General features: G+C 67.7%; 23 protein-coding genes and 1 tRNA gene. 14 read left to right on the forward strand and 10 right to left on the reverse strand.

Annotation, left to right across the window (positions count from 1 at the left end; genetic code table 11):
* Window positions 1-60: 60 nt before the first annotated feature.
* On the reverse strand, window positions 61-690 hold the full coding sequence (locus OG975_RS23945; protein WP_406331387.1) for a hypothetical protein: 630 nt from the start codon (window positions 688-690) through the stop codon (window positions 61-63).
* 209 nt (window positions 691-899) lie between these two features.
* On the reverse strand, window positions 900-1,463 hold the full coding sequence (locus OG975_RS23950; RefSeq protein ID WP_406331388.1) for a hypothetical protein: 564 nt from the start codon (window positions 1,461-1,463) through the stop codon (window positions 900-902).
* Between the two features lie 301 nt (window positions 1,464-1,764).
* Here OG975_RS23950 and OG975_RS23955 point away from each other — a divergent pair, with 301 nt between their 5' ends.
* The gene (locus OG975_RS23955; protein WP_406331389.1) at window positions 1,765-3,060 is read left to right on the forward strand and encodes an amidohydrolase family protein; all 1,296 of its coding nucleotides are present in this window, start codon (window positions 1,765-1,767) and stop codon (window positions 3,058-3,060) included.
* A 72-nt stretch (window positions 3,061-3,132) separates the two neighbouring features.
* Here the strand turns inward: OG975_RS23955 and OG975_RS23960 are convergent, their stop codons facing one another.
* Window positions 3,133-3,582: a DoxX family protein gene (locus tag OG975_RS23960; protein WP_406331390.1), complete on the reverse strand. Its 450-nt coding sequence runs from the start codon at window positions 3,580-3,582 to the stop codon at window positions 3,133-3,135.
* Between the two features lie 175 nt (window positions 3,583-3,757).
* On the opposite strand from OG975_RS23960, the gene OG975_RS23965 reads away from it, so the two are divergent.
* The 3 genes from OG975_RS23965 to OG975_RS23975 all read left to right on the forward strand — a co-directional run bounded on the left by OG975_RS23965 (window position 3,758) and on the right by OG975_RS23975 (window position 6,341).
* Window positions 3,758-4,978 carry an amidohydrolase family protein gene (locus OG975_RS23965; RefSeq protein WP_406331391.1) on the forward strand — a complete coding sequence of 407 codons (1,221 nt, stop codon included), beginning with the start codon at window positions 3,758-3,760 and terminating at the stop codon, window positions 4,976-4,978.
* Between the two features lie 134 nt (window positions 4,979-5,112).
* Window positions 5,113-5,301, forward strand: coding sequence for a ferredoxin (locus OG975_RS23970; RefSeq protein WP_327430104.1), 189 nt, complete (start codon window positions 5,113-5,115; stop codon window positions 5,299-5,301).
* A gap of 116 nt (window positions 5,302-5,417) precedes the next feature.
* Window positions 5,418-6,341, forward strand: coding sequence for an FkbM family methyltransferase (locus tag OG975_RS23975; protein WP_406331392.1), 924 nt, complete (start codon window positions 5,418-5,420; stop codon window positions 6,339-6,341).
* 146 nt (window positions 6,342-6,487) lie between these two features.
* On the opposite strand, the gene OG975_RS23980 is transcribed toward OG975_RS23975, so the two are convergent.
* From OG975_RS23980 to OG975_RS23990, 3 genes are all read right to left on the reverse strand, one after another.
* Entirely contained in the window at window positions 6,488-7,246 is a 759-nt protein-coding gene (locus OG975_RS23980) for a glycosyltransferase family 2 protein (protein ID WP_406331393.1), read from the reverse strand.
* Window positions 7,247-7,254: 8 nt separating this feature from the next.
* Complete coding sequence (locus OG975_RS23985; RefSeq protein ID WP_406331394.1) at window positions 7,255-8,043, reverse strand: GntR family transcriptional regulator; 789 nt, start codon at window positions 8,041-8,043, stop codon at window positions 7,255-7,257.
* Window positions 8,044-8,311: 268 nt separating this feature from the next.
* Window positions 8,312-8,665, reverse strand: a complete 354-nt coding sequence (locus OG975_RS23990) for a DUF6344 domain-containing protein (protein ID WP_406331395.1) — start codon at window positions 8,663-8,665, stop codon at window positions 8,312-8,314.
* 326 nt (window positions 8,666-8,991) lie between these two features.
* Between OG975_RS23990 and OG975_RS23995 the strand changes: the two genes are divergently transcribed.
* Both OG975_RS23995 and OG975_RS24000 read left to right on the forward strand, forming a co-directional pair.
* The gene (locus tag OG975_RS23995; protein WP_003999697.1) at window positions 8,992-9,120 is read left to right on the forward strand and encodes a DLW-39 family protein; all 129 of its coding nucleotides are present in this window, start codon (window positions 8,992-8,994) and stop codon (window positions 9,118-9,120) included.
* Window positions 9,121-9,324: 204 nt separating this feature from the next.
* Window positions 9,325-10,902, forward strand: coding sequence for a hypothetical protein (locus tag OG975_RS24000; RefSeq protein ID WP_406331396.1), 1,578 nt, complete (start codon window positions 9,325-9,327; stop codon window positions 10,900-10,902).
* Between the two features lie 15 nt (window positions 10,903-10,917).
* On the opposite strand, the gene OG975_RS24005 is transcribed toward OG975_RS24000, so the two are convergent.
* Window positions 10,918-12,978, reverse strand: coding sequence for a serine/threonine-protein kinase (locus OG975_RS24005; protein WP_406331397.1), 2,061 nt, complete (start codon window positions 12,976-12,978; stop codon window positions 10,918-10,920).
* A gap of 116 nt (window positions 12,979-13,094) precedes the next feature.
* Window positions 13,095-13,643: a DNA-binding protein gene (locus tag OG975_RS24010; protein WP_327430113.1), complete on the reverse strand. Its 549-nt coding sequence runs from the start codon at window positions 13,641-13,643 to the stop codon at window positions 13,095-13,097.
* A 182-nt stretch (window positions 13,644-13,825) separates the two neighbouring features.
* On the opposite strand from OG975_RS24010, the gene OG975_RS24015 reads away from it, so the two are divergent.
* Window positions 13,826-13,898 (forward strand) — tRNA-Ala (locus OG975_RS24015).
* Window positions 13,899-14,287: 389 nt separating this feature from the next.
* Here the strand turns inward: OG975_RS24015 and OG975_RS24020 are convergent.
* Window positions 14,288-14,998, reverse strand: coding sequence for a DUF5324 family protein (locus tag OG975_RS24020; protein ID WP_406331398.1), 711 nt, complete (start codon window positions 14,996-14,998; stop codon window positions 14,288-14,290).
* Between the two features lie 392 nt (window positions 14,999-15,390).
* On the opposite strand from OG975_RS24020, the gene OG975_RS24025 reads away from it, so the two are divergent.
* Together OG975_RS24025 and OG975_RS24030 are read left to right on the forward strand one after the other, a co-directional pair.
* Entirely contained in the window at window positions 15,391-15,924 is a 534-nt protein-coding gene (locus OG975_RS24025) for a peptidylprolyl isomerase (RefSeq protein WP_406331399.1), read from the forward strand.
* 160 nt (window positions 15,925-16,084) lie between these two features.
* A complete protein-coding gene (locus tag OG975_RS24030; RefSeq protein WP_406331400.1) occupies window positions 16,085-17,002 on the forward strand; it encodes a rhomboid family intramembrane serine protease in 918 nt (305 codons plus the stop codon).
* A 292-nt stretch (window positions 17,003-17,294) separates the two neighbouring features.
* On the opposite strand, the gene crgA is transcribed toward OG975_RS24030, so the two are convergent.
* Window positions 17,295-17,549, reverse strand: a complete 255-nt coding sequence (gene crgA, locus OG975_RS24035; protein WP_099502056.1) for a cell division protein CrgA — start codon at window positions 17,547-17,549, stop codon at window positions 17,295-17,297.
* A 142-nt stretch (window positions 17,550-17,691) separates the two neighbouring features.
* Between crgA and OG975_RS24040 the strand changes: the two genes are divergently transcribed.
* Genes OG975_RS24040 through OG975_RS24060 form a run of 5 tightly spaced genes read left to right on the forward strand, consistent with a single transcriptional unit; the run spans window position 17,692 to window position 21,449 of the window.
* The gene (locus tag OG975_RS24040; protein ID WP_406331402.1) at window positions 17,692-18,471 is read left to right on the forward strand and encodes a DUF881 domain-containing protein; all 780 of its coding nucleotides are present in this window, start codon (window positions 17,692-17,694) and stop codon (window positions 18,469-18,471) included.
* 60 nt (window positions 18,472-18,531) lie between these two features.
* On the forward strand, window positions 18,532-19,230 hold the full coding sequence (locus tag OG975_RS24045; protein ID WP_406331403.1) for a class E sortase: 699 nt from the start codon (window positions 18,532-18,534) through the stop codon (window positions 19,228-19,230).
* 46 nt (window positions 19,231-19,276) lie between these two features.
* Window positions 19,277-19,465: a hypothetical protein gene (locus tag OG975_RS24050; RefSeq protein WP_327435107.1), complete on the forward strand. Its 189-nt coding sequence runs from the start codon at window positions 19,277-19,279 to the stop codon at window positions 19,463-19,465.
* Entirely contained in the window at window positions 19,462-20,100 is a 639-nt protein-coding gene (locus OG975_RS24055; RefSeq protein ID WP_406331405.1) for an aminodeoxychorismate/anthranilate synthase component II, read from the forward strand. Before OG975_RS24050 ends, OG975_RS24055 begins: the two co-directional genes overlap by 4 nt.
* A complete protein-coding gene (locus OG975_RS24060) occupies window positions 20,097-21,449 on the forward strand; it encodes a class E sortase (RefSeq protein WP_406331406.1) in 1,353 nt (450 codons plus the stop codon). The genes OG975_RS24055 and OG975_RS24060 overlap by 4 nt, the downstream gene beginning before the upstream one ends.
* Window positions 21,450-21,463: the final 14 nt, after the last annotated feature.

Below are 21,463 nucleotides of genomic sequence, written 5' to 3' on the forward strand. Positions count from 1 at the left end.
GAACGGTGCGGTGTGTGGAGCGAGTAGCGAGTGCATGCCGGTACGCGGCGGGCGGCACCGTCACAGGTGCAGCATCGACATGAGGTCAGGGCTCCGTATGCCCGTCGACACCTCAGGCAGGTCTTGGCCCGGCAGCATCCATCCCGCTTCCTCGGCGGTGGCGACGGCGTCCGCCTCGGCTGCGTCCGCCTTGGCGTTCAGCGTCTCGTTCTCGCCCAAACCTCCCGCCCCCGCAGCTGCGGCGGCGGCTTGGGATGCCTTGAGAGCGGCACGACAGGCGGCAACGGAGAGCTCGCTGGAGCTGTCGTGGAGCTGGCCCATCTGGGCGGCCTGGGCGGCGGAGGCGGAGGCGTTCCTGGCGCACCGCGAGTCCGCTGCGGGGGCGGGGGAACTCTCAGCGAGGACGGCGACCGCTTGAGCGGCTACGCGAGCGGCGTGGGCGGACTTCCATGAGATCCGCTCGTCCGCCGTTCCACCTTCGTGCTTCTCGTCAGTCTCGTCAGAGCTGTGTTGCCCGATGTAATGACAGATTGCCGCGGCTCGGGACGCGGCGCTTCGGGTGCGTGCGGCGTGGCTCACCCTGAGCTTCTGCTCAGTGGTGTCCTCCGCTGCTTCCGGTGCTGCCTCCGGGGGCTGAGGCACTCCGGCCTGCGCGGAGCTCAGGTGCTCATTGCCGTCGGGGTCACTCATCTCTGTCTCCTCTTCGGTCAGGAGGGTCGCTTCCTGATCGGTCCCCTCGTTGGCCCTGGGCCCGGCGGACGGCAGGGGCCGACAGTGAGCGGCTGGCAGGGTGGCACGTCGGGCGTGAAGAGGCCAGGGATTGCGCGGCGGAACCGGCGGAACCGGCGGAACCGGCGGAACCGGCGGAAACCGGCGGGGCCTTGGCCGGCGTAGGGCGATCAGTCGTCGTCGGACGTCTGGCGCGAGGGCGGGAGCAGGAGATCTCTCTCGGGGTGCCGCTCGCCCGTGACGCTTCCCTGGATGCCGAGGTCCTGCCGAGCAGCCTCGTGGAAGGCGTTGATCGCGCGGAACGCCGTTCGGTTGCGCCGGCGCCAGCTGTCCAGGCTTCCGCCGATCTTGCCTGTGGCCTGCCAGACGATCTCCGCGACCACGGTGTTCAGCTCATGTCCCGCCTCGATGGCGTCATCGCCGCCGAGCAGCATGACGCGTTCGAAGGAGCCACCCCATGCCCGACTGGCTTCCGACAGGTCCTCACGCAAGTCGTGCTCGGACCTTTCGCTCCCGGACAGACCCTCTCTGGACTCGTACAGCCGGACGGACATGGCGATCCTCGCCTTCACGGCGTCCACGTAATCCCCGTACGCGTCGATCTTCTTGTCGTCCCACCGGGTCAGGAGCTGGTACCGGTTCCGGCTTCTCTCCATCAGGTAGTTGGTGACGTGGGTCATCAGCGCACCGAGGAGTACCGCGGCGATGGTGACGAGCTGCTCGCCGGTACTCAACTCGTCCCCCAGCCATGACTCCTAAAGATGACTTGAAGATCTTATGAGTGGCGGCGGTCGGAGGTCCACAAGATGTTCCAGCCCCCGGAGATCGTTCGGTTCGGATTCTTGATTCCCGCATGATGAGAATGTAGTTTCCGTTTAGAGAGAGCGTGGATTCGGCATGGTGCGGGAGGGGACTCGCTGAGCTGGGGCGAGTGCCTCGTAGGGGCGTCGAGCTCAAGGTTCCCGGGCTGTGACGGCGTTCCGACGACCCTCAAGGTGGCCAAGGTGCTGCCCGCGTCAGACTGAAGGGACCGACATGCAGCGGGACGATTTGATCCTGATCAGCGTGGACGACCACATCATCGAACCGCCGGACATCTTCGTGAACCACCTGCCACAGCGGTACCAGGACGAGGCGCCGCGGCTGGTCCACCGTGAGGACGGCAGTGACGTGTGGCAGTTCCGCGACAACACCGTCGGCAACGCCGCGCTCAACGCGGTCGCCGGGCGGCCCAAGGAGGAGTACGGCCTTGATCCGCAGGGCATGGACGAGATCCGGCCCGGCTGCTACGACGTGCACGAACGGGTCAAGGACATGAACGCGGGCGGGGTACTCGCCCAGATGAACTTCCCGTCCTTCCCCGGCTTCTCGGCCAGGATGTTCGCCACCGAGGACTCCGACTTCTCGCTCGCGCTCGTCCGGGCGTACAACGACTGGCACATCGACGAGTGGTGCGCCGCCTACCCCGGACGGTTCATTCCGATGGCGCTGCCCGCCATCTGGGACGCCGAACTGTGCGCGGCGGAGGTCCGGCGTGTGGCCGCCAAGGGCTGCCACTCACTCACGTTCACCGAGAACCCCGCGGTCCTCGGCTACCCGAGCTTCCACCACGAGTACTGGAACCCGCTGTGGCGGGCGCTGTCCGACACGGACACCGTCATGTCGGTCCACATCGGCTCGTCCGGCCGGCTCGCCATCCCGGCCGTCGACTCACCGCCCGATGTCATGATCACGCTCCAGCCGATGAACCTCGTCTCGGCCGCGGCCGACCTGCTGTGGTCCCGCCCGGTCAAGGACTTCCCCGACCTGAAGATCGCCCTCTCCGAGGGGGGCACGGGCTGGATCCCGTACTTCCTGGAGAGGGTGGACCGGACCTTCGAGATGCACTCGACCTGGACCCTCCAGGACTTCGGCGGCAAGCTGCCGTCCGAGGTGTTCCGCGAGCACTTCCTCACCTGCTTCATCACCGATTCGCTGGGGGTGAAGCTCCGGCACGACATCGGCATCGACAACATCGCCTGGGAGGGCGACTACCCGCACAGCGACTCCCTGTGGCCGGACGCACCGGAACAACTCCACAACGTGCTGGAGAGCTGCTCCGTCTCGGATTCGGACGCCCGGAAGATGACCCACGAGAACGCGATGCGCTGGTATTCCTTCGACCCCTTCACCCACATCCCGCGCGAACAGGCCACCGTTGGGGCGCTCCGGAAGGCAGCCGAGGGCCATGACGTCAGCATCCGCTCTCGCAGCAGGCAGCTGACAGAGCCGGTCGACAAGCTGGAGGCCTTCCGCGCTCGGGCGCGCGCGGCGACGGCTGCGGCTCAGTAGTCCGTCCGGCTACCCCCTGTTTCAGCGTCGCCGCCCAGCGTGCTCACGCTCGCGTGCTGCCGCTGGGCGGCGCTATACGAAGAGTCCCAACGCGGCGTCGAGCGACCACGACTGCCAACCCATGGCGAACAGGGTGACCAGCGAGATCAGGGCCATCATCAGGTTCTGTCCCTGCTCGGCCCAGTCGTGAATCATCAGCACGAGGTAGATCAGATTGAGCGCGAGCCCGCCGACGAGAGCGATCGGCGTGAGGAAGCCGGCGATGAGACCGAGGCCGAGGGCCAGTTCCGCGTAGGCAACCACGTAGGCCATCAGACGGGGTCGCGGCTTGACTATGCGGTCGAAGCCAAGCCGTACGACGGGCCATCGGTGCTTGGCTGCGACTCCCCCTGCCCATGCGATGCCGCCTCCCGTGAACCAGTCCTTCTTGTCCTTGTGGCGCCAGCTTTCCAGCCACCACAGGCCAAGGCCGATGCGGAGGACTGCGAACCACTCGGCGCCGCTGAGCCAAACCGTCTGCATGCCAGGACCCCCTGCGACATAAATCTGATGAAGCGTCAGTTCAGCGGACGGTGTTCCGGAGTGCAAGGGGTCGGGGCGCTGTTCGCTCTTGCTGTTAGGGGAGCGGCCCTCTAGCCTGAATCTGATGGGTCGTCAGATAAATCATGGAGAATCGGCAGGCAGCAGGGGGTAAGGCGTGGTCAGCACCGAGAGCGGCACCAGGGATCTGCCCAGGGTCATCAGCGTGGACGATCACGTGATCGAGCCTGCGCATCTCTTCGAGACATGGCTTCCGCGTAAGTACCGCGAAAAGGGGCCGAAGCCCTTCACCGCCGGTATCGGCGACCTCCAGTACATCGGCGGGAAGTACCGGTTCAGTACGGACCCGAACGGACAGGTCACGGACTGGTGGAGGTACGAGGGCGAGGTCTTCCCGTACAAGCGCATCATCGCGGCCGTCGGGTTCTCCCGTGACGAGATGACCCTTGACGGCATCACGCGCGAACAGATGCGGCGTGGCTGCTGGGACCCGAAGGCCCGGCTGGAGGACATGGACCTCAACCACGTGGAGGCGTCCCTCTGCTTCCCGACGTTTCCGCGGTTCTGCGGGCAGACCTTCGCGGAGGCCAAGGACAAGGAGGTCGCGCTCGCGTGCGTCCGTGCCTACAACGACTGGATGGTCGAGGAGTGGTGCGGCGACAGCGGAGGCCGGCTGATTCCGCTGTGCCTGATCCCTCTCTGGGACATTGACCTCGCCGTTGCGGAGATCCGGCGCAACGCGGCCCGTGGCGTGCGGGCGGTGACCTTCAGCGAGATCCCGACGTACCTGGGGCTTCCGTCGATCCACTCCGGCTACTGGGACCCGTTCTTCGCGGTGTGCGAGGAGACCGGGACGGTGGTCAACATGCACATCGGCTCGTCGTCGCAGATGCCGGCAGCGTCACCGGACGCCCCGCCCGCCGTCCAGGCGGCGCTGAGCTTCAACAACGCCATGGCTTCGATGATGGACTTCCTGTTCTCCGGGGTCCTGGTGAAGTTCCCGCGTCTCAAGTTGGCGTACAGCGAGGGGCAGATGGGCTGGATCCCGTACGCCCTGGAGCGCGCCGACGATGTGTGGGAGGAGCATCGGGCGTGGGGCGGCGTCAAGGATCTGATCCCGGATCCGCCGTCGACGTACTACTACCGGCAGATCTTCTGCTGCTTCTTCCGCGACAAGCACGGCATTGAGGCCATCGAGACGGTGGGCGTGAACAACGCGACCTTCGAGACCGACTATCCGCACGTCGACTCGACGTTTCCGCACACGAAGCAGGTGGCGGCGGACCATGTGGCGGGCCTCCCCGACGACGTGGCGTACAAGCTGCTGCGGGGGAACGCCATTCGGATGCTGGAGCTGGCCTTCGATCAAGGGAAGTAGAAGCAGGGGCAGTTGCCGGGGACGGTCGGTTGAGGGGACTGCCCGGCGGGCAGGCAGGTCGTGAAGGCCGACAGACCTGATCCGCTCACCGACCCGCTTCAGGGGCCGGTGTCCTCTTCGTGGCTGGAGTGCGCATGAAGGTTTCCGTGGACCCCGACGTTTGCTACGGCTCCGGCGACTGCGGCATCAGGGTTCCGACCGTCTTCGCTCTGGTGGACGGATACGGCACCGTCCTGCCCGGCCGTGAGGGGGCCGGAGATGAGCCCGAGGTGCAGGAAGCGGCTGACTGGTGCCCGTCCCAAGCGATTCGTTTCAGCGAGTAGTACGCACGATCGACAGGCACGCCACGAGCTCCTCCCCTCGGCGAAACCTGGCACCGGTGGGAACCGGAAGAGGCCGCACGCTACGGTTTCGCTGGAGTCGGCGGAGAGGCGATCGGATGAGCAACCCCATTTCAGAGGCCTTGGTCACCCTCGGCCGCCGGTATGTGCGTGATGCTCCGGGCTCGCTCGGTAAGGCGCCGCTGGCCAAGCACTACCTGAATCCGCACCTCCGTGAGCACCCTCGTCGACGTGTCGTCGAGACGTGGTCCGGCGCCCGGTTCGCCGTCGACACGCAGGATCTGATCCAGCGGTATCTGTACCTGTTCGGCGTGTGGGAGCCGAACATGACGAACTGGCTCCAGAGCCGGCTGAAGCCCGGGGATGGCTTCATCGACGTCGGCGCCAACATCGGTGTCTTCAGCGTCCTCGCCTCGCAGCTCGTCGGCGATGAGGGCCAGGTGGTGTCGATCGAGGCCTCGCCGGTCTTTCACCAGCGGCTGCTGCAGCAGGTCGGTCTCAATGAGTGCCGAAACGTCCGTGCGATCAACGCCGCCGTGTCGGACAGCCACAAGACGTTGACGTTCGTGCTCGCCAGCTCGAGCAACATGGGCGCGAACAGCATCGTTCCGTACGACGGTCCAGCCGAGTCCACGTTCCAGATCGAGGCCTGCCCGCTGCCGGAACTGCTGGATCCCTCGGAGATCGCGAAGGCCCGCGTGATCAAGATCGATGTCGAGGGCGCGGAGGGGAGCGTCGTCCGGGGCCTCGCGCCCGTACTGGACAAGCTTCGTCCCGATGCGGAGATCACCGTCGAGGTGACCCCCGACCGTATGGCTCAACTCGGCGACTCGGCCGAGGAACTGATGAAGACGATGGCCGACGCGGGCTTTTACGCCTACCGGTTGGCCAACGACTACACACCCGAGAGCTATCCGCCCGCGTTGAGCGGTGAGCTCCTTGCGCCGGTCCGGTTGCGGGAGCCGGTCACCGTCGAAAGCGACTTGATCTTCTCTCGGGTGGATGCGGAGACCCTGCCCTGACGGGAGAACGTACGGTTCCCAGCTCGTCGCTGCCTGGACAGGGCAGACCCTACGCGGGAAAGGGCGTCGTCGACAGCATGGCCGAAAGCGGAGTCACGGTCACCAACTCCCCGCCGATGTCCGCGAGATCGTCTACGAGGTGCCGGTCAATCCGCGATCGGGTAGTGCCACTCGAAGGACGCGAGCGCTCGTGACCTGGCCTCCACGACCGCCATGCGTGCGTCGCGCTCGGCGGGTTCGATGTGCGATGCCTGGCCGGTGGCCTGCCCCTCCCACTTCCGGTAGAGGAGCCCCACCTCCTCGGAGAACCACCCGCGGCTCACGGAGTTCAGTGCGAGCAGCAGGCCAGTGTCTTCCGAGGCGGGAAGCGCCATCCAGCCGCCAAGAGCGAGCAGGAGGTCACGCCGCACGAAGAGTGTCGCCGGGTGGACCTGGGCGCGGAAACCATTCGCCTTCCAGTAGTCGAGCACGACTCCGCGTTCGATCGGGCCGTTGTCGGGGTCGCCCGGGAAGCCGACCGTGGAGCCGTCGGGCATGAAGTCCAGGACTCGCGACGTGGCCCATCCGACAGTGCGGTCATTCTCAAGTGCGGCCAGGTCGCGCGCGAGCGTGCCCGGAGCGAGCTGGTCGTCGGCGTCCAGCACTTTGACGTACTCGCCGTCAGCATGGGCGAGAGCGACGGTTCGGGCGACGCCCGGACCCCCCGGCCGGCCCTGCCGGAAGGTGACGCGCTCGTCGGCGGGGACGTACGGGGCGACGTCGTCCGTCTTCCCGTCCTCCTGGATGACCCAGTGCCACTCCCAGCCGTCCGGAAGCTCCTGCTCGGACAGTGACTTGTAGGCCTCGGGCAGGAACTTGGCCGAGGGGCCGTGGACAGCGGTGACGATGATGATGCGCCGGCTCATGGCAGCACTCACCACCTTTCCAGGGAAGTGGTGAAGAGCAGCTCGGTGCGGTCACCGGGCAGGATGATGTCGGAAAGATCCACAACGCGGTCATTGACGTCGTACGAGGTCTTCCGGAGGGCGAGCACCGAGGTCCCGCGCGGCAGCTCCAGTTCCGCCGCCTCTTCCGGCGTCGGCGGCCGGGCGGTGACGCGCTCCTCGATACGGTCCACTTCAACGCCGACGGTGTAGAGCTGGTTCTGCGAGCCCCCTGGCCACGGTTCCTTTGTCTCGTCGACGAGGTCGGGATTCTCCGCCACCATGTCGCGGACGAGGTAGGAGGTCACCAGGCTGAAGGGCGCGGTCTCCGCGGCGCAACGCGTCCGATAGGTGCGCTCGACCAGCGCCGTTCGCTCAGGGACACCCATGACCGCCGCGATGTCCCTGTCTGCCTTGATCTCGCGGTACGACGCGTAGAAGACGAGGTCATCCAGCTCAAGGCCGGTGTCATGCTCAGTGGCTCCGGTCTGTGCCCGCTCCTCCACCGGCTCGCGAGCCCGGTTCTTCTCCCACTGATGCCGGAGGTTCGAGCGCCGCGCCATCGTGCGCGGGCGACGGACGAAGTTGCCGCGGCCGTGCTGCTTGTCGATCAGCCCTTCTTCGTTCAGGACCCGGAGGGCGTTTTGAACGGTCGGCACGCTGCGCTTGTAGTGGCCCGCCAGATCGGTTTCCGACGGCAGCTTGTCGCCGGGCTTGCGCTTGCCCTCCCGGATGGACCGGCGGAGGTCGTCCGCGATCACTTCGTACGCCTTTGGCACTGGTCCTCACCGATCCGTCATGTGGGGCCTGACGTGTCAGCGGGCTGACACGTCAGCGGGCCAACAACTCACACCTCAGCCTACGACTCCTAAAGAGGTCTTGACGAGTGGGGGGAACGGAGGGACGGACGAGTGCTGTTGATCTACAGAACGCCGAAGGCCCGGCAACTCGGATGAGCTGCCGGGCCTTCGCCCTGGGTTGCTTTGTACGCAAGTTCGCCGCTACATCAGGGGATCTTGGAGGGGACTGGGGACGACGCCGTATCGCTCAGTTCTGGAGCGCCGTGTCGGGCTCCGCGACGGTCTCGGACTCGGTCTCGCAGAGGGCGGCGGGGTCCGCCGTGGCGTCGTCGGCGGGCGGGCGGTGGCGGCAGTTCGGTGAGGAACCGTGGGCCTCGGCGCGGATGCGTTGCTTCATCGTGGGGGGCAGGGCCCGGCTGTAGGACCAGGTCCAGTAGGACATCGCCGGCACCGCCACGGAGGCCGCCGTGCTGTTGCGGGGTGCCTCGGCCTGCGGTACGGCCGCGGCCGCGGTGGTCGTGATGAGTCCGAGCGTCGTGCACAGCGCCAGGAAGGCGGTGACGAAGGCGGTCCACAGCTTCATGACCTTGTTCTGGGTCATGGCCCCTCACTTTCGGGTCAGGCGATTTGCGTACTTTCCTCATGATGTGTATGCGGGCCGCGAAGTGGTGGACCGACGCCCGTGGCGCGTCGATGTTCAGATGAACACCACCCGAATGGCCGCAAAGGCCCCGAAAAGTCGGAGATCGTGGCGAAAGTCACCGTCTGTGAGGTCTGGTCACCCTCGGGTCGGAGCGATCGCATCCGGTTCTACTGCTGCGTACCGGGCGGGAGTTGAGGGCCGATCCAGGTCACCGATCGATATCGGCCGGTGTGTATAGTCGGGCGCCAGAGGTCCCCTACGTCAACGAAGGACGAGGTCGCGCGGTGAAGAAGCTTCTCCTGGTCGCACTGGCCGCCATCGGCGGGCTCCTCGTGTACCGCCAGATCCAGGCGGATCGCGCCGAGCAGGATCTGTGGACGGAGGCGACTGACTCCGTGCCCACGGGTTCGTGAGTATCGACAACAGTCTCAGAGCAGACCCCGGCCGCCATCGCGGTCGGGGTTTTGTGTTGTCCGGGCCTTGTTCGAGGCTCCGTTCGGAACTCCGTCCGGAACTCATTCAATTCGCTTGAGCGAATAGATTGATTGCCCTGGCAAAGTTGATGTCTGTCCGGACGAGCCCTTTCAGCCGCTCCTGTGGATAGCACGGGCAGCGCGGTGACTGGCGGGGCAGGATGGGCCACGGTCCGGGGCTACGACGAGGGGTGGCACGTGATGGGGCGGCGCACGGTGGGGCGGCGTGCGATGGCGTGGCACAACCGGGCGTTCACAGCGGCGGCAGCAGCGGCGGTGGCGGTGTGCGCGACGATCGGGTCGACGGGGCAGGCCGCCGCGGCCGCCAGAGCGCAGACGACTGCCGCCGGAACACAGACGACGACCGCCGCGACACCAACGCCGTACGCCTTCGCCGAGGACGCCACGACCGTCAAGGGCACCGCGGACACCACCGACGCCCAACAACTTGCGCCGGGCAAGACCTACAGGAGCTCCATAGGCAGGGACGCCAAGCTCTACTACCGCCTCGAACTCGACGCCACGTCCAACGCCTACGTCTCCGCCACCGCCGTCCCCAGGCCGGGTACGACGGTCTCCTACTCGGACGGCGTCAAGGTGTCCGTGCAGGACGGCAACAGCCGCAACTGCTCCTTCTCCGGAACCACCCACTTCGGCGCCACCCAGAGCCCCCACCCCATCGCCGCCTGGGCGTCACGCGAAACGAACGGCAACCAGTACGCCTGCCAGACGGCCGGGACGTACTACGTGGTCGTCACACGCAGCGGTACGACGGGATCCTCGTCCGGCGACTGGGACCTGGAACTCAGCTATGTGTCGGAGCCCAGCCTGAAGAAGGCGGCCGGTTCGACGAGCGCGCCCGAGGCCTGGAACTCCGCGTCACCCGACGCCCTCGCCGGGAGCCCGAAGCGCCGTAAGGGCGGCGCGGGCTTCACCACGGCGAGCTCACTGCGGCAGGGCATCTGGCGGGACGGGATCAGCCCCGGGCAGACGCTCTTCTACAAGGTGCCGGTCGACTGGGGGCAACAGCTCTACGCCACCGCCGACCTGGGCAATTCGAGCCGTAGCAACGGCGGCACTATCGGCACCGCTCTCGTCCTGTCCCTCTACAACCCCGTACGCGGCTTCGTCGACGACGTCGGCGCCGGCTACGACGGCGGCCAGCGCTCGGCCGCGCTCGATCCGCTGCCGCCCGTCGCGTACGAGAACCGATACGCATTCAACGACCGCGTGAGCGGAATGCGGTTCGCGGGCTCGTACTACCTCGTCGTCCACCTCGCCGAGCAGGTCGCCGACAAGATCGGCGACGGACCGTTCGGGCTGACGCTGCGCGTGCGCGTGGACGGGACGGCGCAGACAGGTCCCGCCTACGCGGGGCAGGCAGCGCCACGCGACGCCTTCGACGTCCCGGCGGAGGAATCCGACGACACGGCCGACGACGCGGCCGACGGCACGGTGGGCGGCTCGACCGGTACCGGAGACGGTGGCAGCGGCGACAGCAGCGGCACGATGAAGCTGGTCGCCGCCGGCGGAATCGGCACGGGGAGCGTGCTGGTGCTGGCGCTCGGGATGTGGAGGGTGGTCGCGCGGCGACGGGCACGGGTGGCGCCGGAGGACGCGGACACGGCTTCGGCTCCTGTGCAGACGCAGCCCCAGACCCAGCCCCAAACCCAGATACAGGCCCCGGCGCCGTGGGAGCGCGGGGCTCCGCGGGGCTGGTAGGGCGCGCCGCCCCGCTCAGATCTGGCTCAGCGCCCAGAAACCCACGGCGAAGCAGGCCAGCGCGAGAAGCAGCACCGGGACAGCCACCTTCGCGGGCGGCCCGGGGCGAGGCCGTGCGCGCCTTCCACGGCGCTCCGGAACTGCTCCCGCCTGAGACGGAACCTGCGGGGACCGAGCGGTGTATGAAGCAGTAGAGGCGTACGCGGGCGGGGCCACAGGCAAATGAGGGGAGGGCACTTGCGTGGGCGTGGGAGTGGGCGTGGGAGTGGGCGTGGGAGTCGGGGTGGGGTCGAAAGGCGGAGCGTAAAGGGGAGTTGGCGCCGGGAGCACGAGCGATGTGGGGGGAGTGGGCGTCTGCTCGGGCAGGTGCCGCGGATGGAGCGGCGTGGGGAACTGCTGCGTCTCGCGCCATGCCTGCTGTGGTTGAGGCTGTGGCTGCGATTGCCGCTGGGGCTGGGGCTGGGGCTGGGGCTCGGGCTGTGGTTGGGGCTGCGCCTGCGCGTCGGGAGCGGCCGGCTGCGGTGGCGGGAGGTGGAAGCTGCCGGTGTCCGACATCGTGGACGGCTGCGGGGGGAGGGCGTCGTTGGCGAGTTGAGGCGGTGCGCCGTCGGGAGCGGGCTTCGGCCGTACGTTGTTGCTGGGAACGGACTCCGGCTGTACGCCATTGGTGCCGGGCTCCAGCTCTACGTGACTGGCGCCGGACTCGGGTCGTATGTGCCGGGCACCGGACTCGGGTCCTGTGTGACCGGTAACGGGCTCCGGTCGTATGCCATTGGTGCCGGACCCCGCCCAGACGCCGACGGAATCGGCCTCCTGAGACAACGCGCCGGAGCCGTGACGCCATGGCCCGGAGCCGGAGCCGGAGCCAGGCATCGAGACGGGGTTGGAGCCGAGCCCAGGACCGGAATCGGAGGCGGGCCCAGCACCGGAACTGGAGGCGGGCCCAGAGCCAGAGCCAAAGCTGGAGTCAAGCGTCGAGACAGGGTTGGAGCCGGAGCCGGAGCCGGAGCCGGAGCCGGAGCCCGAGCTGGAGTCGGCATCGGGGCCGGGGCCGGGGCCGGGGCTGGGGCTGGGGCTGGGGCTGAGGCCCGGCCAAGACGGTGTGTCGTCAGGGCTGAGTTGCGTCGCGGTGGTGTCTGGACGCGTCGCATGCGCCCCGGACGACAAGCCCCCCGCGCTCACTCCCGGCGCGGGCCGAAGCGGTCCCTTCGGGGTGAACCCCTCCGGGAGCGGCCCGACTTGGTCGAAGACCTCGACCAGCTCGTCGTCGGGGCCGGGCTCGGGCAGCAGCTCGGTGGCTGAGGCGAGCGCCTTGCGCGCACCCGTGGCGGTGCGGAACCGCGCATGTGGGTCGGGCTGCAGCAGCGTGGCCACGACCTGCCACAGCGGCTCGGGTATGCCTCGCGGAGCGGACGGCGTGCCGTTGTCGGCGAAGTACTCGATCAGCGCCTTGGCGTCGGGCTTGGCCCCTTCCAGCAGATAGAGGGCGACCAGGCCGACGGCGAACAGGTCGGCGGGGAAGTCCGGTTCGGCGCCCATCATCTGCTCGGGCGCGAAGTAACCGGGCGTTCCCACCACGTAGTTGGTCTCCGTCAGCCGGGGCTCGCCGAGCCGCATGGCGATGCCGAAGTCGGACAGACGCAGCCGGGGCCGGGCCGTTCCGGTCGCTTCGAGCAGCACGTTGGCAGGCTTGATGTCGCGGTGCACAACCCCCTCGGCGTGCACGGCGGCGAGGCCCGCCAGCAGCTGGTCGAGCAGGGTGCAGACGAAAGGAGGAGGCAGCGGGCCGTAGTCATTGACCAGGTGGACCAGGGAGCCCCCGGCGACCAGGTCCATGGTGAACAGGACCTTGTCGTCATCGGCGGCCCAGCTGGCGGGAGCGAGCACATGTGGATGGTCGATCCGCAGGGCCTGCTCCCGCACGAAGCGCAGCAGTGCGTGCGCATCGCTCTGTTGCAGCACCTTGGCGGCCACATACCGGCGCCGTCGGTGGTCCCAGGCGCGCCAGACCGCACCGACTCCCCCACGTCCGATCGGGTCGACCAGTTCGTACCGTCCGGCGAAGACCTCACCCATGGTCGTACGACGCTCCCCTTCGGCTCCCCCCGGGGCCGGCTCGGCCGCCGGCCCTCTTGCGGTGCCTTCCTCGCGGTGGATCCGGCCGCCGCCCCCTCGGCGGCCGGATCCAGGGCTCAGCTCTGGTGCGACTGGTAGTGCGCGACCGCGTCGGAGGTACGGCCGGCGCCGTACACCCGGAGGAACTCTGCCAGTTCCGGGTGGCTCGGGGCGAGGGTGTCCGCCGCCTCGATGATGTCCCCGGCGGCTGCCACCGAGCGCAGCAGCGACTGGATCTCCCGGACCACCCGCTTGACCGTGGGCGCTCCCGAACTGGTCGTCGACTGCGTGGTGTTGCTGAGCACCGAGCCCCCCTGCGACTTCTTGATCTCGTCCATGCGCTCGGTCGCCTCGACAGCGCTCACACTGCCGTCAGCGACCTGCCCCGCCAGGTCCTGCAGCAGCTGTACACGCTGGACCACCGCGGGATTGCCGATCTTCGCGCGCTGACCGCTCATCAGCTGCGACAGCATGGGCGCGGACAGGCCCAGCACCCCGGCAAGACGCGCCTGGTTGAGACCCAGATCCTCGATGAGCCTACGGAAGAGCGCCCCCAACGGCTCCCCGTACCAGTTCCGCTGAAGCTCCCGGGCTCTCGCGGTTGCTTCCTGCTGTGCGGCGTCCATTGCGTCTCCCCATCGCTTCCCCAAATACCGCGGTTCGCTGTAGCGAACCACGTCGAGCATCTTACGGAGAGTGGTCGTTCACGGGGACCCCCAATCTTTTTGCGAGATACCGGGGGTGACCCGGTACTCTGGTCTGCGGCGCCCGTCAGCAGGTGATTCCTGTGGCTGGGTGTTCCTCCTCCGGGGCCTTAGCTCAGTTGGTAGAGCGCTGTCTTTGCATGGCAGATGTCAGGGGTTCGACTCCCCTAGGCTCCACACAAACAGATCCCCCCTGACCTGCGGAAACGCGGTCAGGGGGGATCTTTTTCTGCTTCACCGAGTGGGCACCTCAACGCGGCGGTGCGGCCCGGGGTCTGCGGAGGCCCGCGTTCGCGGGGCTCGGGAGAGGTCTTTCGCCCCCTGGGATCCCCGTGAGTAACCGATCCGTAAGAGGAGCGGTCCTGGCCATCAGCGGCCGGTGCGTCGGGCAGCGCCTTGAAGAATCCGGCCGTGATGCCGGGGTTGGTCTTCCTGCCGGCGCCGGCGAGGGAGACCTGGCGAAGGGCGGATCACACGTTCCACGTGAAACATCGCCGTGGGGCAGGAGACTCTCAAGTCTCCTGCCCCACGGCGATGTTGAAGTCGGACTCAGCCGGAGATCGGGCTCAGCGGCGGTCGTCGCGCTCCGCCGCCCGCTCCTCGGCCTCCTTGGCCTCCTTGGCCTGGACCTCGGGGTCCAGGTCCGACTGGCCGCTGCCGTCGACCGACGCCAGACGGCCGGACTCGGGCACCTCGGTCGCGGCGGGAGGCTCGACCAGCCAGTCGGGGTTGGCCTGCTTGTCCCACCACTTCCAGGCGGCGAACGCGGCACCCGCCAGAACCGCCAGCACAGCCAGCCCCTTGGCGAGACGGCCGGTTTTAGCCCGCCGCTCGTGCTTACGGACCAGCTTCTGGATCTCCTCCGGCGAAACCTGACCGCGCAACGCGGCCAGCGCCGCCACACCACGGGACGCGGCCTCGTCCCGAACCGGCTGGGCCGCGGCCACCGCCTGCTCGATCCTCGGCTTGGAATAGTCGGCGGCCTGACGAGCCGCCTTACGGGCACGGTCGGCGGCCTCCTGAGCCGCCTGGTCGACCTTCGGCGGCACATGCGTACGGGCCTGCTCAAGGCGCGGCGCGAGATGGGCGTCGTACTGCACGCGGGCCTGTTCGGCGGCCTGCGACACCTTCGGCGCAAGCCGTACGCGCGCCTCTTGCGCATAGTACGAAGCCCTGTCCATGGCCGTGTCGGCGTAAGGCGCCACCACTTCCGCGGCGTGCAGCACGCTGTCCTTCGCCGAGCCGGTCGCGGCGCGCACGCTGTCGATGCGGGTCACGGGTTTCCTCCTCCTCGGTGGCGTATGTCGGGGGTCTGAGGTGCCCCCAAAGACACACAGTTCACCTTTCCACCCTTATCGGGATCATGCCCGCCCAAAAGGTCCGGGGCATGTGAGGGCAGGCATCCGGGTCACGGGCACTGACTCCGGGTGACTTCAGAACGGGACTCGATCAAGTGTCGATCAAGTGCAATAGCGGCTTAATACAGGGCAACAGGAGCTTGTCGTCGACAATGCCACGGATCCCCGCCACGCGCCCCCGTCCCGAGGCCACTCGACCGGATTTCTGCAAGCCAGGCGCACGGATATTCGCCCAGAGGTGGCGGCCGGGCGCCTCTCCGCCCCGTCCGTGCGAGGATCGGGGAGTCAAAGAAGGCAACGGAAGGCAGATCGTGGCTGAGCAGCTCTACGCCACCCTGAAGACCAACCAAGGCGACATCGAAATCCGGCTCCTGCCGAACCACGCGCCCAAGACGGTCCGGAACTTCGTCGAGCTCGCCCAGGGCGAGCGTGAGTGGGTCAACCCCGCCACGGGTGCGAAGTCCGCGGACAAGCTCTACGACGGCACGGTCTTCCACCGGGTGATCAGCGGATTCATGATCCAGGGCGGCGACCCCCTGGGCAACGGCACCGGCGGCCCCGGCTACCAGTTCGAGGACGAGTTCCACCCCGACCTCGCCTTTGACAAGCCGTACCTGCTGGCCATGGCCAACGCCGGCCCGGGCACCAACGGCTCGCAGTTCTTCATCACCGTCTCCCCGACGGCCTGGCTGACCCGCAAGCACACCATCTTCGGCGAGGTCACCAGCCCGGCCAGCCAGAAGGTCGTGGACGCCATCGCCGGCTCCCAGACCAACCCGCGCACCGACCGCCCGGTCAACGACGTCGTCATCGAATCGGTCGTCGTCGAGACCCGCGAAGGCTGAGCCCCGACGGCACGCCCGGGCTCGGCACCGCCGAGTCCGAAGGCTCCCGCAGGGAACCAAACGCCCCGTTCATCCGTAAGGATGGACGGGGCGGTGCATTGCGCACACGGACCCTGTGTGCCCGCGCGCGAGCCGTCGTACGGAGAATTGAGGGGACCCCATGGACCAGGCGCCAGGCAGCCCGCAGGGCCCGCGGGACCAAGAACCGCAGAACGCCCAGAGCCTGCCCACCTGCTACCGCCACCCGGACCGCGAGACAGGCATCCGCTGCACCCGCTGCGAGCGCCCCATCTGCCCCGAGTGCATGGTCAGCGCCTCCGTCGGCTTCCAGTGCCCCGAATGCGTACGCAGCGGCTCCGGCACCGGCCTGGCGCCGACGGCCACCCAGCCCCGCACCATCGCCGGCGGCACGGTCGCCGCGGACCCCCGGCTCGCCACCAAGATCCTGATCGGTCTCAACCTCGCCGTCTTCCTCGTCCAGATGTCGATGGGTGACCGCTTCACGGACCGCTTCGACCTCATCGGCCGCGCGTACGTCCCGATCCTCGGCTCGATCGAGGGCGTCGCCGAAGGCCAGTGGTATCGACTGGTGACGGCGATGTTCCTGCACGACGCCCAGAACTATATCCACATCCTGTTCAACATGCTCAGCCTGTGGTGGATCGGCGGCCCCCTCGAAGCAGCCCTCGGCCGGGCCCGGTACCTCACGCTCTACTTCGTCTCGGGCCTCGCGGGCAGCGCGCTCAGCTACCTCCTCGCCGCCCCGAACCAGCCGTCGCTCGGCGCCTCCGGCGCCATCTTCGGCCTCTTCGGCGCGACCGCCGTCCTCATGCGCCGGCTCAACTACGACATGCGCCCGGTGATCGCCCTGCTGGTGATCAACCTGATCTTCACCTTCGGGTGGAGCGGCATCGCCTGGCAGGCCCACATCGGCGGCCTCGTCGCCGGTGTCGTCGTCGGCTACGCCATGGTCCACGCGCCGCGCGAGCGCAGGGCGCTGATCCAGTACGGGGTGTGCACCCTGGTCCTGGCCGTCGTGCTGATCACCACGCTGGTGAGAACCGCTCAGCTCACCTGAGAGGGAGAGTTCAGCTCACCTGAGAGGGGGCTCGGCTCACCTGTGGACCGATGTTGTCCACAGATTGTGGCGGATCTTGTGCACGCTGTGCGGGAACAGCTGTGCCCCCTGTCGCTGATCCTGGTTTTCCCAGGTCAGGCAGGGGGCGAACAAGCTTCCGGATACCGGTAGGTCAGTCGTACCGGCGTCAACCTCAACTGAGTTATCCACAGATCGGCTTTCTTTTCCACCTCTGTGGACAACTGCTGTGGATAACTCAGTGGATAGCCCTGGGCAGAGCTGCTCCGGGGCGCTACTTCCACTGCGTGGAGACGCCGAATCCCGCCGCGATGAAGCCGAAGCCGACCACGATGTTCCAGTTGTCGAGGGCGTCGATCGGCAGGGATCCGTCCGTCACGTAGAAGATGACGATCCAGGCGAGGCCGATCAGGAACATGGCCAGCATGACCGGTGCGACCCAGCCGCGGCTGGTCAGCTTGATGTTGGTCGCCTGCTTCGCCGGCGGCGGCGTGTAGTCGGCCTTCTTGCGGATACGTGACTTCGGCACGAGGGTCTCTCCTGTCGATGCGCTGCGTGGCCGCGCAGGGAACTGGGGCGGGCTCCGGGGCAGCGTACAAGGGGACACTGAGTGCTCCCCCGGGCGTCCGTTAGCGTAGTGCTTCCGCGGCGCCGAAGGAGATAAGGGTACGTTGAGCAATTCTGCCGACTCCCCCGGGACGGGATCCAGTCCTGCCGGTAAACGCCGTTTCCGTCCCGTACGGGTACTCACCGCGGCCGTCTTCGCTCTCGCCGGCCTCATTTTCTTCACCAGCTTCAATACGGCCAAGGGCACCAATATCCGTACGGATACGTCCTTGCTGAAGCTCTCCGACCTGATCCAGGAGCGCAGCCACAAGAACGCGTCGCTGGATGATTCCAATGGCACCCTGCGTGACGACGTGGATGCGCTCGCCGGTCGTGAGGACGGCAGCAGCAAGGCTGAGGTCGCCAAGCTCGCCGCGCTGGAGAAGAACGCGGGTACCCAGAAGCTCAAGGGCGAGGCCGTCACGGTCACGCTCAACGACGCCCCGCCGAACGCGACGGCCAAGCTGCCCGGCTATCCCGAGCCGCAGCCCGACTACCTGGTCATCCACCAGCAGGATCTGCAAGCGGTGGTGAACGCCCTGTGGCAGGGCGGTGCCAAGGGCATCAAGGTGATGGACCAGCGGCTGATCTCCACGAGTGCGGTGCGCTGCGTCGGCAACACCCTGATCCTCCAGGGGCGCGTCTACTCGCCCCCGTACAAGATCACGGCCGTCGGTGACCCGCAGAAGCTCCAGAAGGCGCTCGCGGCCTCTCCGGCGATCCAGAACTACATGGTGTACGTCAACGTCTACGGGCTCGGCTGGAAAGTCGAGGAGGGCGGGACGGTGACTCTTCCCGGCTACTCGGGCACAGTGGATCTCCACTACGCGAAGCCGGTGGAGTAGCGGCGGCGGCGTAGTACGCGAAGCCTGTGGAGCAGCTGCCGCCGGGGGGACCTTGTGTCGGTGCGAGTGGTCGTCAGGACGATCAGTGAGCTGTGCATCACCGTCGGTGCTCTGATCGTGCTCTTCGTGGTCTATGTGCTGTTCTGGACCGGTGTGAAGGCCGACAGTGCGATGGACCACCAGATCGATGTGCTCCAGAAGCAGTGGTCGAAGGGTGCGCTGGCCCAGAAGACGCAGGCGCCCTCGGGTGCCCCGGCCACCGCGAGTCCGAAGGCGCCCGCGCCCTACAAGTACGGCAAGCCGTTCGCGGTGATGTACATCCCGCGGCTTGGTTTCACGTGGAACAAGCCCGTGCTCGAAGGCACCGCCACGAGCGTTCTCAAGAAGGGGCTCGGCCACTACAGGGGGACGGCTCCGCTCGGGCAGACGGGGAACTTCTCGGTCGCGGGCCACCGGCGCACGTACGGCGATCCGTTCAAGGATTTTCCCGAGCTGCGGCGTGGCGACGCGGTGGTGCTGACCGACGGGACGACCTGGTTCACGTATCGGATCGACAAAGGCCCTTACAAAACGCTGCCCTCGGACATTGAGGTGATCAACCCTGTGCCACGTAAGTCCGGGTACACGCGTCCGGGGCGCTATCTCACGCTGACCACGTGCGACCCGGAATGGGGACACAGCCACCGGCTGATCGTCTGGGCTCACCTTGATTCCACGCAGCCTGTGGAGGCAGGGAAACCGGAGGCTCTGCGCCGTTAGTCTGGTGCAGTACGGCATGAGTCCGGTGGTGTGGGATGTGGCTCCGATGCCGTGGTGCGACGGAAGGGACGGCATGTACGGCTGGATCTGGCGGCATCTGCCGGGGAATGTATGGGTGAGGGCGCTGATCTCACTCGTACTGGTCCTCGCGGTGGTCTACGTGCTCTTCCAGTACGTCTTCCCGTGGGCCGAACCGCTGCTTCCCTTCAACGATGTGACGGTGGACAACCAGTGAGCACGCGGATTCTCGTCGTCGACAACTACGACAGCTTCGTCTTCAACCTGGTCCAGTACCTGTATCAGCTGGGCGCCGAGTGCGAGGTGCTGCGCAACGACGAGGTGTCGACCGCGCACGCCCAGGACGGCTTCGACGGGGTGCTTCTGTCGCCGGGCCCGGGCGCTCCCGAGCAGGCCGGGGTCTGTATCGACATGGTCCGGCACTGTGCCGCGACCGGTGTGCCCGTCTTCGGTGTCTGCCTCGGTATGCAGTCGATGCAGGTGGCGTACGGCGGTGTCGTGGATCGCGCGCCCGAGTTGCTGCACGGCAAGACCTCGCTGGTCGAGCACGGGGGCAAGGGGGTCTTCGCGGGCCTGCCGTCCCCCTTCACCGCGACGCGCTACCACTCGCTCGCGGCCGAGCCGGAGACCGTCCCGGACGAGCTGGAGGTCACGGCCCGTACGCACGACGGGATCATCATGGGGCTGCGGCATCGTGAACTCCCGGTCGAGGGCGTGCAGTTCCATCCGGAGTCGGTGCTGACCGAGCACGGTCACCGGATGCTGGCGAACTGGCTGCTGGAGTGCGGCGACAAGGTGGCCGTGGCGAGGTCGGCGGGGCTCGCCCCGGTGGTGGGCAGGGCCACGGCGTGACCGCGCTGCGCCCCGAGCGCGACAGCTCCCCCTATGGCGGCGAGGCCGCGTACGGGGGCGCTGACGCGTTCGAGGGTGCGGGTGCGTTCGAGGGCGCGGGTGCTTTTGAGGCGGCGGTCGGGGGGCTCGCGGATCCGCTGACGGACCCTTTGCCGGTGCCGGGGCAGCGGCCGGCGGGGCAGCCGGAGGAGTGGTACGACCCGGAGGGGTACGCGGCCGACTGGTACGCGGGGCAGGAGCCCGCGCAGCAGCAACGGCAGCAGGTCCAGCAATCGCAGCAGGTTCAACAGCCGCAGCAGGTTCAGCAACCGCTGCGGCCGTCTCCGCCGTCGTACGAGGAGACGTACTCCCTGCCGTACGAGGAGCCGGTGGCCGTTCCGTACCAGGAGCCGGTCGCCGCTCCTTACGAGGAACCGTTCGTCGTGCCCTTGCCGTTGGACGACGAGACCGTGGCGCTGCGGATCCCGGACGCGCCACGAATAGCTGAGAACGGGCCCACAGCGGCGTCTGGGGGCCGTGCGGCGCGGCGGAAGGCGGCAAGGCGTCAGGGGCGGCGCGGGGGCGCTCAGGAGCCCCAGGAGTCTCACGGGTCCCGGGAGTCGGCGGAGAAGGCCGCTGAGGGCGCTGAGGCGCCTCTGAGCCGGATGGAGGCCCGGCGGGCGGCGCGGGCGCGCAAGCCCAGTGCGGGTGTCATCGCGAGCCGGGTGATCGGCGAGGTGTTCATCACCACCGGGGTACTGATGCTGCTGTTCGTGACCTACCAGTTGTGGTGGTCGAATGTGCGGGCGCATCAGCAGGCGGGCAGTGCCGCGCACCACCTTCAGCAGGACTGGGCGAGCGGCAAGCGGAGCCCCGGGACCTTCGCGCCGGGGCAGGGCTTCGCCATCCTGCACATCCCGAAGCTGGACGTGGTCACGCCGATCGCCGAGGGCACGAGCAAGACGAAGGTGCTCGACCGCGGGATGGTCGGCCACTACGGCGAGGGCGCCACGAAGACGGCGATGCCGGATGCCAAGACGGGCAACTTCGGGCTCGCGGGGCACCGCAACACGCACGGGGAGCCGTTCCGGTACATCAACCGGCTGAAGCCGGGCGACAAGATCGTGGTCGAGACGCAGGACGATTACTACGTCTACGAGATGACGTCGATCCTGCCGGTGACGAATCCGAGCAACACGAGTGTGCTCGACCCGATACCCAAGGGTTCGACTTTCACCAAGCCGGGCCGCTACATCACACTGACCACCTGCACGCCGGAATTCACCAGCAAGTACCGGATGATCGTCTGGGGCAAGATGGTCGAGGACCGGCCGCGCAGCAAGGGCAAGCCGGACGCGCTCGTCAGCTGAGAGCACGTGAGACA

The organism is Streptomyces sp. NBC_00203, from assembly GCF_045206325.1.
Taxonomy (GTDB): Bacteria; Actinomycetota; Actinomycetes; order Streptomycetales; family Streptomycetaceae; genus Streptomyces; species Streptomyces lutosisoli.